The 9,848-nt window shown below is 46.2% G+C and carries 9 protein-coding genes; 1 reads left to right on the forward strand and 8 read right to left on the reverse strand.

Annotated features, from left to right (window positions below):
* Positions 1-408: 408 nt before the first annotated feature.
* From AC6R0L_RS02125 to AC6R0L_RS02145, 5 genes are read right to left on the reverse strand one after another with little or no spacing between them, the layout of a single operon-like run.
* Positions 409-867, reverse strand: a complete 459-nt coding sequence (locus AC6R0L_RS02125; RefSeq protein ID WP_500628083.1) for a hypothetical protein — start codon at positions 865-867, stop codon at positions 409-411.
* A complete protein-coding gene (locus tag AC6R0L_RS02130) occupies positions 864-2,846 on the reverse strand; it encodes a hypothetical protein (protein WP_500628084.1) in 1,983 nt (660 codons plus the stop codon). The genes AC6R0L_RS02125 and AC6R0L_RS02130 overlap by 4 nt, the downstream gene beginning before the upstream one ends.
* A gap of 3 nt (positions 2,847-2,849) precedes the next feature.
* The gene (locus AC6R0L_RS02135; protein ID WP_500628085.1) at positions 2,850-4,712 is read right to left on the reverse strand and encodes a hypothetical protein; all 1,863 of its coding nucleotides are present in this window, start codon (positions 4,710-4,712) and stop codon (positions 2,850-2,852) included.
* On the reverse strand, positions 4,709-6,304 hold the full coding sequence (locus tag AC6R0L_RS02140) for a site-specific integrase (RefSeq protein ID WP_500628086.1): 1,596 nt from the start codon (positions 6,302-6,304) through the stop codon (positions 4,709-4,711). The genes AC6R0L_RS02135 and AC6R0L_RS02140 overlap by 4 nt, the downstream gene beginning before the upstream one ends.
* A gap of 54 nt (positions 6,305-6,358) precedes the next feature.
* On the reverse strand, positions 6,359-6,811 hold the full coding sequence (locus AC6R0L_RS02145; protein WP_500628087.1) for a YcgN family cysteine cluster protein: 453 nt from the start codon (positions 6,809-6,811) through the stop codon (positions 6,359-6,361).
* Positions 6,812-6,941: 130 nt separating this feature from the next.
* Between AC6R0L_RS02145 and AC6R0L_RS02150 the strand changes: the two genes are divergently transcribed.
* Complete coding sequence (locus AC6R0L_RS02150; RefSeq protein ID WP_500628088.1) at positions 6,942-7,190, forward strand: YkgJ family cysteine cluster protein; 249 nt, start codon at positions 6,942-6,944, stop codon at positions 7,188-7,190.
* Between the two features lie 120 nt (positions 7,191-7,310).
* On the opposite strand, the gene recR is transcribed toward AC6R0L_RS02150, so the two are convergent.
* From recR to AC6R0L_RS02165, 3 genes are all read right to left on the reverse strand, one after another.
* Positions 7,311-7,910, reverse strand: coding sequence for a recombination mediator RecR (gene recR / locus AC6R0L_RS02155; RefSeq protein ID WP_500628089.1), 600 nt, complete (start codon positions 7,908-7,910; stop codon positions 7,311-7,313).
* Between the two features lie 74 nt (positions 7,911-7,984).
* On the reverse strand, positions 7,985-8,314 hold the full coding sequence (locus tag AC6R0L_RS02160) for a YbaB/EbfC family nucleoid-associated protein (RefSeq protein ID WP_005380618.1): 330 nt from the start codon (positions 8,312-8,314) through the stop codon (positions 7,985-7,987).
* 71 nt (positions 8,315-8,385) lie between these two features.
* Positions 8,386-9,848 (reverse strand): DNA polymerase III subunit gamma/tau C-terminal domain-containing protein (locus tag AC6R0L_RS02165; protein ID WP_500628090.1); only part of this gene is annotated, 1,463 nt, incomplete at its 5' end.

Consider the following 9,848-nt stretch of genomic DNA (forward strand, 5'->3'; position numbering starts at 1 on the left):
GCCCTATCGCATTAATACTTATCGCACAGCGGGTATTGCAGCGAGTAAATAACATTATATCAACCTGAATGCTAACAAACAAATGGCATATCAATCAGATCAGATGGCTTAATCTGAGAAGTTTCTACCACTAAAGATCCTCACTCTCACCTTCACTGGCTGACTCTATATCTTCTTCAAGTTCCAGTTTTCCCTTGAGTTCTTCATGCTTCTTCTTCATTTCTTTCTCAGAAAGCATAAACTCTCGAGATGAATAGCCGCCGATTCTCTAGACACCTACAACAGATGAATATTTGTAGGTAAATCCGTTCCTCATTATTTTAAATAATTGCACGCACCAAAAACGTTTTGGGGCAGAAACGAGTTATCACGATGCTAGCCCCATTACACTTTGAGCGTGAGAGCGTGTTACTTGATTGGAGTCACAACTGAATTTTCATCTAATAATTCTTGTTGTAGGTCAAACACCCTAAAACGGAGCCTGGCATTCTCAGTCTCTAACAGCTTTCTGGCTTTAATTGCATTATCTCGTTGAATCCTGTACTTGTCTTTCAACTCATTGGCTTTTTTTAATTGGTGTTTTAGCCTATCAAACTCAGATAAAGGGACATCTAGCTCAATATCTAAACCTGTTGCCATGGCCTTATCGCGATTGAGGTTATATTCATCGATAACAGGTTTGGCGTAGGCCACGAAATCTTTGAACTTATGGACGTAGCTATTACCTAGCTGCGCTTCATTATTGATTCGGTTTAACGTGAGCTTGCCCGTAGCCTTAACATGAAGTGGCTTGCCATCTAATAAGCGCTGAAATGCATTGACCAGTAACCCTTCTGCCTTGCAGGTTCCCTTATACTCAACTTTCATAACCATACCGCCTTAATATCATCATTGAAGCTATCAAAAGGAATGCTGTGTTTGACCAACGTTGGTTCAATAGATTGAATTTTCTTCTTTCTGGCATCCAGAATTAATTCATTGGCATAATCGCCCATGTCATTTATCGACCTGAATGAAGCAATGAGGTTATCCCGCTCCCTCGATAGCCTTTTAGCCGCTTTGTCAGTGATTATCTTATGCTTGCAGGGAGCTTCAACAATATCCATCAGGGAGCAAAGGCGCTCACAATTACGGTTGGTGCAGTACCCCCCTGTAGGAAGCAACACAATGGATTTGTCACCTGACCTTACCAAAGAGAACAATTCACTTCGGGACATCACTATTTCTTCCCCCTGTGCTAGCCGCTCGGCTTTATTCTGGGCTATGCGCTCGCCTTCTGCACCACTCAAGGTGTCGGATACATTGTAAATCTCATCCCATGCGTCCACCGCACAGCTTTCAATAGCTTCATTAAATTCACTCATTAACGCTGTATCCATCAGCAAGTGGTTGGTGCGCGCAAGTTCGGAATAATTCGCATACCAGTTGGACATATTAATATTGCGGTGCTTAAGCTGGTATTTTACTGTGAGTGCGTTGCCCAGTCGGTTTTTCACCATAAAGACCACAAAACTCCGCCGTAAATCATGAGGACTAAGCTTAGGTAAACCGCCTCCAACCATTAAACTTCCTGCTCGCTCTGGATTTAACAGGTCGAATTCGTCAACGTCTTCTGCGGTCGCAGTAATGTTGAACTCTTTCATATTCAATGCATCATCAGCACTCTCAATCCTGGGCTTGAACGATTTTTTATTTATGAGCGCTTCACTGTCATAAGGGATGTTAGAAGATATAAAGGCACTCTCAAGGTCTTGTTTCTTTGCATTGTATTGGTCTTGCGTTAGCTGACCATTTTGATAGCCGTCATCCAGTCGCTCTAACTGATATTTCCTTGCGGCTTGCGTAGCATCAAAAGCTAGCTCCAGCGCCAGTTTTGCAATAGGTGCAGTATTCCACGTCGTATAAATCTTTTCGCCCTTATTTCCCTTTGTCGAAAACCCTGAGACCTTGGGTACAGCAGCTAATGTATCGTCATAGCTCTCTTTGTTCATGGAGAGTAGCTCTTCCTTTCGGGCTGCGGAGAACAAACCGACGCAGATAAAACACATCCTGAGCAATGTGCATAACCAATCTCCACGTCTGTAAAACGAAAAATTAGGAATGGCTTTTCGTTCAGGCCACTTACTTGTTCTGCGAGATATTCTAAGGTTGAATGTATGCATTTGCCTCTCATTAAGGGCACTAACACCAAGCGCTTTAAGCTCAGCGTTGAACATTTCATCCTGATAGGTGTAAAGCTTTTCCATCGCTGCTGAAATCTGATGGCGATAGGGGTGATAGGTTTCAACAAACTCAACAACGGTCTTTAAAATACTGACATGAATCGTTTCCGGAAACGCAATTGCCTGACCTTTACCAGCATCAGGTTTAACCCACTGGCTATATTCTCGTTTGTGGACATAACGCGTTACAAGGCCCGCTTTATTCAGTGCATTAATCATAGACGCAATGTGGCTGCACGAGCCTTCTCCGCCAACACCATGTAATGCTTTAGTGCACTTTTTCCACTCTCGCTCGCTCGAAAGTAAACTGAAGTCACTTTTACCCCAACGTGTGGCGATGGCTTTTAATGTATTCCTATACCTTTTCAACGAGCTAACAGCCACATGGGAGTTAGAGTTTGAGGTTTCCTTTTGATATTGAATCAGTGCATAAAGGCAAGACTGAATATCGTGGCGGTACTTCTCATCAATATGCCCAAAAGACAATGTTTTAAAATTCTGGTTCAGGGCGTGAAAATCCCACTCTACATCAAAGACGCGTGACACTCCTTCTCCGTCAGAGTCAAACGCCACATAAGGGTTTTCAGCGAGTTCTTGGCGAAGCGGTATAAGCTTTTCAGACATAAATTACCCCTTAAAAAATTGGCTGGCGCTGGCTCGGTCTTGGTAAAGCGAATGGTAATCGCCATCATCCACCTTTTGTTTTGCTTGAGCGTAGTTTTTTGGTGCTTTTTGTTTCAGCCTGAGAAGGACTTTTTTCAACATCCCCTCCACCACAAAATACTCATCCTTCGGTGCGGAATGACTCGCCACCATCTCTTTGAGGTCTTCGATTTGTTCTAAAAATGACAGCATCAACCAGATATCATTTTCTGACGCCACCAATTTATGGCTGTCACAATCAAAGCAGGCAAGAAAATCCGTGCAACGACCCGTATCTTTGGAAAAATCAATCCCCAACTGCTTCATGCGCCTTGCTTCTGCAACAAGCTTCTCTGGTGTTGCACCTGCGCATTTGATGCCAGTGGGCGTGGTCATTAATGGCTGCTCTTTGCTTTCACGATGACGCAATTTCTTATAATCATAATCAGACAAAATATCGCTGTGCATTACCTTGGAGCCTTCGATGGCTTTGCCAATCTCTTCGCCTTTGGCAACCGCGCTTAACGCGCCAAACGTGGCATTGAGGTTATTATCATGATCTGCCTGAACACCACTCGAGTACCGTTTGGCGACAACATTCACGGAATTATTCAGCCCCTGTGATACAAGGAAGATATCTTCAGTGACTCGCATCAATACATCAGATTTTGTTGCTCTGAATCGACTTGCAGTAACCGTTAAGCCCGTTATCTTTTCAAGCTGAGTATTGATGTAGCCAATATTTGAGCCATGGGTATTGAATGTCCAAACCTCACCGCTGGCACTAAAGAAAGGGCATAGCGGCAGCTCATTTGACAGCTGGATACCCAGTGATTGGTAAATCACCTTCGATGTTTTAAGCCATCGGGTGATCAGTTCTTTGGTTCGCAAGCTAAAGCCAGCGCTATTATCTAAATCCTTATAACCAGCCCTGAACTTCTCACCATCAAAAACAAACCGTCCACTGCCAATACTTTTAAATAAAACGTCCTTATGCTGCACGTTAGCAAGCACCGATGTATTCATGCCTGTCAGCATTGAGAACACGAAAAACCAATTGCGTGATGCCTGATTATAAAATACCTGACGATTAAGCTGCTCAAGTTGAAGCGGGCTACTCTTTATTGTTCCAGCTTGAGGTTTCATGCATTTCTTAAAGCCATGCCTTTTAGTGCCAATTTGAAGTGGTGTCCAGCCATTGCGTCTTGCTTGCTCATTAAACCGCTCTTCATCAAAGAACGGGTGAATCTCTAGCAACTCATTTTTCTCAATCGCTTCCTGAAAGACCACAGCACTTTTAACCAATACCTTTGACAATGGTTTCAGCTCTGTTTCAATATGGAACGCTTTGGACGCTGCAATAGGTTTCGCCGCAACTTCTGGCAGCATCTTAAGGTCAGACTCCCGATTCCACAGCCTTAATAACACTGATAAAGACTTTTGAATCTGCTCCCCTACCGTTACCCGTTCACCTTTTTCGCGTAATTTATTGAAGTGCTTAATACAGTCAATCATGGCTGTAATACTAAAAAGATCACCGCGATAACCAACACCGTCAAGGTATCGAAAGTAGCTAACAAGCCCACTAAAATATGTCTTCTTTGATCTGTTTTCAGGTAAGGATTTGAGCCTTTGGTGAATGTCTCTGACGATATCATCCCGATTTGCTAACTCCACATTCCCTAACTTTATTTGTTCCACTGTCGGGACATTAAGATAGCGTAAGCGATGAGTGTAATCTTTATATCCGTTGCCGCTGAGTAAAACCATATCCTCAAAGCGTAATGGAATGAGGGGTGCGATGGTCTTCTCTATCGTAATTCTGGTGCGCTTTCGCCCTTGATTCATAATGCCCCCTCTAAATCATCAAACGCGCCAATATAGTCCAGTACGTCTTCGTAGATTTCATCGGCAGAGGGCATATCCTGTGCAATTTTCAGGTACTCCATGGTAGTCGCCCGATCTTCATGTCCAAGCAGCGCTGACACCCTATCCAATGCCTCATCGGGTGTGATTGACGGGTTGCCATAATCATCCTTTTTATTTAAAAGGTGACGGAGGATATTTACGGCAAACGTTGAGCGTAAATTATGTATAGAGCCAACAATCGGTTTATCGAGACCTTGGGTTAGGTTTGCAGTGTTACGAATTTCCACCCAGCGCCCAGTAAAGTCTTGTAGCCGTGTAAACATCGGCTTCCCAGACTGGGTAATAAACAGGTATTCCAGTTCAGGGTTAATGGCATCATCACCCTCAAAGAAATGCGTATTACCTTCCTCAACCTGCTCATTGCACCATGCTTTGAATTTCTTGAGGCGCTTTTGATACCTGTCCGACTGCGAGTAATCGTAAAGCATCTTCATCAATGCGGCGGGGATAATGGTAACGCGGCTTTTATTCTTCTCTGCGAAGCCCTCAGCCGTCTTTGTAAATGATTGGTACTTATCACCGACACCCAAATCCATCACAGGTTTTTTAAACACCTCTTTGCCATCCTGAATCATGGTTTCGGGGTTAACTATCTGTCCTAAGTGAAGGCTCGCTGCTTCTTCTCTACGCAATCCAGTATTACGGCAAATCAGTGGGTGGAGGCAAAACTCAATAGGCAATGAGTGTAGTTTATTATTGTCACCATGACGAACCACCTTGCGGGACTTCATTAATATGTTTTGCAGGATGTTCCATTCATTATTGGTAAACGGCTTTAGATCACGGCGCAGATTGCTGAGGCTTGTGCCGCTACTCCGAGATGACTTGGAAAACTTAATCCGCATATCCGTCGTGTGAATCTGCTTACGTTGGTAAGCTTTCATACTTGATGCAGACTCCTCGAAATGGATATTAACTATCTCAAATTGGAAGGGAGGATTATTGAAGCGGATACCTTGTAGAAGGCAGTGCTTATAGAAACCAACGACACTGCTCATATATTGCCTAACGGTAGTTTTAGCCAACACACCATCAATAGCGAGCTGTTTTATACCATCGCGATACTGGTAGGTTAATCGTTCTTGCTTGTTGCGAGGAAATGTACTCCATTCTGGACGAGGGTCATCATAGAGAGGATCAAAGTCTTCTTCATCGTATTCAGCATCCCACTCGGCTTGTTTGTCCAATACAAAACTAAAGTAATGCGCAACCCCCTGCGCATCGGTGCCAAGTTCAAGAACACCATCATCGATTGCTTTCGACAATAAGAACTCATTGACCATATCTAATGGCTGGTAGCTGATTAGGTTATCTTTGTCGTCATACCCAACAATATGGAGTAAGGGAAGTTTCTTAATGGGGATCTTGTTGCCATTAGTACGATAGGTAACCTGAGGCTCGCCATTATCATCAATGGATACCAATGGTTTCTTGTAAACGAAGTTAGGGATAGTTGAAATCTCTACTTCTTTTCGTATTACCTTTTTCTTATTTTTATCAAAATCTAACATACTAAACCTCATGCTATGTACATAATGCATACATAGCATTCTCAACTTTAAAAGTTATTTGTGAGGTTTTAGTCTATCAGGTAAGTTTTGTATGTGGTCTTCCCAATTGATCACATCGATTTCGTAGACCACTTTATTTCTGACGCTTTCCCCAGCGGCGTGCATCGCTGACTTAGAGCCAGTGCGCAGCGGGTGCCATTCAGGCAATGGTTGGCCTTCTGCCATTAAACGGTAGGCACAGGTATGCGGTAACCAGGTGAAATCATCGATGTCATCACGAGTCAGCTTGGTGCACTCTTCATGAGACTCAAAGCGATGTTCATAATCGCTGCACGAACAGGTTTTCGTGTTGAGTAAACTACACGCCACATTGGTGTAGTAGATTTCATCCGTATCTTCATCCATGAGTTTGTGCAGGCAGCACTTGCCGCAGCCATCGCACAGAGATTCCCACTCTTGCTCCGTCATCTGCTCTAACGTTTTTGTTTGCCAAAAGGGTGCGCTCATAGACTCATCTTGGATTAGTTAAAGAAGGGGCGATTTATACCGTCTAGCGGCAAAAACTTCAAGATCTTGTACTGATCGTCTTGATGATTTTTGCTACTATCGCGCCTCAATTTTACTCAGGGGTATCAGGATGGATTGTCGACTCGGTTGCGGGGCTTGCTGTATTGCGCCCAGTATCTCATCACCGATTCCGGGGATGCCAAATGGCAAACCTGCCGGTGTTCGTTGCATTCAGCTCAATGAAGACAATCTCTGCAAGCTGTTTGGCTTACCAGAGCGTCCCAAAGTGTGCGCAGACTTTAAGCCGTGTCCTGTGGTGTGCGGGGCGACCAACAAGCAAGCGATGACCAATATCACCGAGCTTGAGCGTCTGACGTAACCCTTGGCGTCTGACGTAACAAAAGTAAACCAAGCACTACGCTCTATCATGGGTGACAGATAAAAACATGGCCGCAGATGCGGCCATATTGATATTATTTCTGGGTGAAAAATGCAGGTATTAAATCTTATGTCGCCCGAGCAGTGAATGAGACAGCGTTGTGCCATCCACCAGCTCTAATTCACCACCGACCGGCACACCATGGGCAATGCGACTAGCCGTGACTTGGTGCTCATGACACAACTCGGCAATGTAATGCGCGGTCGCCTCCCCTTCCACCGTTGGGTTGGTCGCAAGAATCACCTCGCTGATATCACCGCGGCGCAGGCGAAAGTCCAACACATCCAAACCGATATCACTCGGCCCAATACCATCAAGGGGCGATAAGTGCCCCATCAACACAAAGTAACGCCCAGAATATTGACCGGTCGCTTCCACCGCTGCGATATCCGCAGGGCTTTCGACTACACAAATATGTCCATTCTCTTGGCGTTTTGGATTGGTGCAGATATGGCAAACCTCTTCTTCAGTAAAGGTTCGGCATTCCGAGCAATGACCGATTTCCGTCATTGCCTGACTTAACGCGTCGGCGAGTTGCACGCCGCCTTTTCTATCTCGCTGCAATAAATGAAAGGCCATCCGCTGTGCCGACTTGGGGCCGACCCCAGGTAGACAGCGCAAGGCCTCCATTAATTGTTCCAGCATGTGACTGGTACGCATTGACTCTCTTTCTCTATGAATTGTCCGTCATTCTCATCGATTGCACGTAAACCTGTTACGCGCTGAGAGCGAGATTAGAACGGCATTTTCATACCAGGTGGTAATTGCATACCGCCTGTCACTGACGCCATTTTCTCTTTTTGCGTCTCTTCAACACGACGAGCGGCATCATTGAACGCAGCAGCAATGAGATCTTCTAGCATCTCTTTATCGTCTTCCATCAAGCTCTCGTCGATATCAACGCGGCGAACACTGTGGCTACCAGTAATGGTCACTTTCACAAGTCCAGCGCCCGATTCACCAGTCACTTCCATATTCGCAATTTCTTCTTGAAGCTTTTGCATGCGATCTTGCATTTGCTGGGCCTGCTTCATTAGGTTGCCCATACCGCCTTTACCAAACATGTTTATCTCTCTAGTTTGTCACTATATCGAATTAAATGGGGGCTGAATCAAATGAATTCAACCACCGGAAATTATATCGGTCGTACACTATCGCTATCGAGTTCAGCACCAAAACGCTGCTCGATAAACTGCACGTACTCATCAGCCGCTAGACTGCTAAAAGCTTGCTCAAGCTTGCCTTGATACAGCTTATCTCTTAACTCTAGCGGTGTTTCTCCTTTGTCACCAATCTCGACACTTAACTGGCACTCTTCGCCCAACACTCGATTGAGCTCTGAGAGCAGTTCACTTTGCGCTTTATCCGTGTTGAGGTGAGCCTGCTGTGGTCGCAACGTCAGTTGGATAGAAAGGCCATCTTTGACGTAATCCGAATTGAGCGCGAGTTGCTCAGTCAACTTAGCTGTATTGAGCTGACTGATGAGCTTTGCCCACTCGCTTCGCTCTAAGCTTTCTTTAACGAGTTTATCGACCATCTCTGGCGTCTTCTCGTGCTCGAGCGCTTTTTTCAGCTGCGTGGGTTTCAGTTCCGGCTTTTGCTCATCCACGACTGGTTGGCTTGGCGTCCATTGATAGGGCTCAGGCTTCTCAAGCGATGCGTTGTTTGCCGACTCGTTTCTAGCCATGTGTGCAGCAGGCGACATCTGCGGCGCTCCGGCGTGTTTTTGCGCAACACGTTCGAGCACCGATTCCGGTTTGGCAGATGCCGCTTTAGCCTTTTTTGTTGACGCGCCTGGCGAGCTGCGCCCTTGACGCTGTGAGCGCAATTGATGACGTAAACCACTAATGCCGCCGCTCACCCCGCTTGACGCCGGCTTCTGCGTCGGAGGCGGTGTTGGCGCTGCTGGGGCTTGTGGGGCCGAAGCGGGCGTCATCTGTGTATACTCATCTCTGTCATACCCAGACGCGTCATGCATATCGTCATGCGGTGGCATGTCGTAATCGGCCATCGGTGGCTCATACGACGGTGCGCTTGGCATTGGCTGCGATGGCGCTTTAGGTGGCGCTACTTCAGGCTGAGGCGAGACCGCTGGAGAGGACATCGGCGCTTGAGGCGCAGCATGGCTGACTGGTGGCGCTGCAGATGGCACCGGTGCCTTTGACGCTGGCGCCTCTGCGACAGGTGCGCTGGACGTTGAGATCATATTGGCTTGCGACACCTCTTGTGGCCTAAATGCCACCATGCGCAACAGCACCATCTCTAAACCAATGCGCTCTGACGGCGCCAACGCGATGTCTTCACGCCCTTTCAACGCAATTTGGTAGAACAGTTGAATATCTTGCGGCGTTAACGCTTTGCTCAGCTGCACGACCTTGTCAGCGTCAGGCTGGCCTTTATCAAGCGAGGATGGCAAAGCCTGCACCATGGCTAATCGATGCAATTGACTGGCGAGTTGTTGCAACAATCCATCCCAATCCACACCGTTTTGCGCCATTTGCTCCACACTCGACATCACCACATCCACCGATTTCGAGCTGATCGCTTGCAGCAGATGCAAGGCTTGATCGGTGTCGAGTGTACCCAACATGTGCGCCA

Source organism: Vibrio sp. R15-SG3-ISO1A (assembly GCF_059833955.1).

Bases quoted from the DNA above. Each gene is read 5' to 3' on its own strand.
- AC6R0L_RS02125 (WP_500628083.1), bottom strand. From the start codon at position 867: ATGAAAGTTGAGTATAAGGGAACCTGCAAGGCAGAAGGGTTACTGGTC.
- AC6R0L_RS02130 (WP_500628084.1), bottom strand. From the start codon at position 2,846: ATGTCTGAAAAGCTTATACCGCTTCGCCAAGAACTCGCTGAAAACCCT.
- AC6R0L_RS02135 (WP_500628085.1), bottom strand. From the start codon at position 4,712: ATGAATCAAGGGCGAAAGCGCACCAGAATTACGATAGAGAAGACCATC.
- AC6R0L_RS02140 (WP_500628086.1), bottom strand. From the start codon at position 6,304: ATGTTAGATTTTGATAAAAATAAGAAAAAGGTAATACGAAAAGAAGTA.
- AC6R0L_RS02145 (WP_500628087.1), bottom strand. From the start codon at position 6,811: ATGAGCGCACCCTTTTGGCAAACAAAAACGTTAGAGCAGATGACGGAG.
- AC6R0L_RS02150 (WP_500628088.1), top strand. From the start codon at position 6,942: ATGGATTGTCGACTCGGTTGCGGGGCTTGCTGTATTGCGCCCAGTATC.
- recR (WP_500628089.1), bottom strand. From the start codon at position 7,910: ATGCGTACCAGTCACATGCTGGAACAATTAATGGAGGCCTTGCGCTGT.
- AC6R0L_RS02160 (WP_005380618.1), bottom strand. From the start codon at position 8,314: ATGTTTGGTAAAGGCGGTATGGGCAACCTAATGAAGCAGGCCCAGCAA.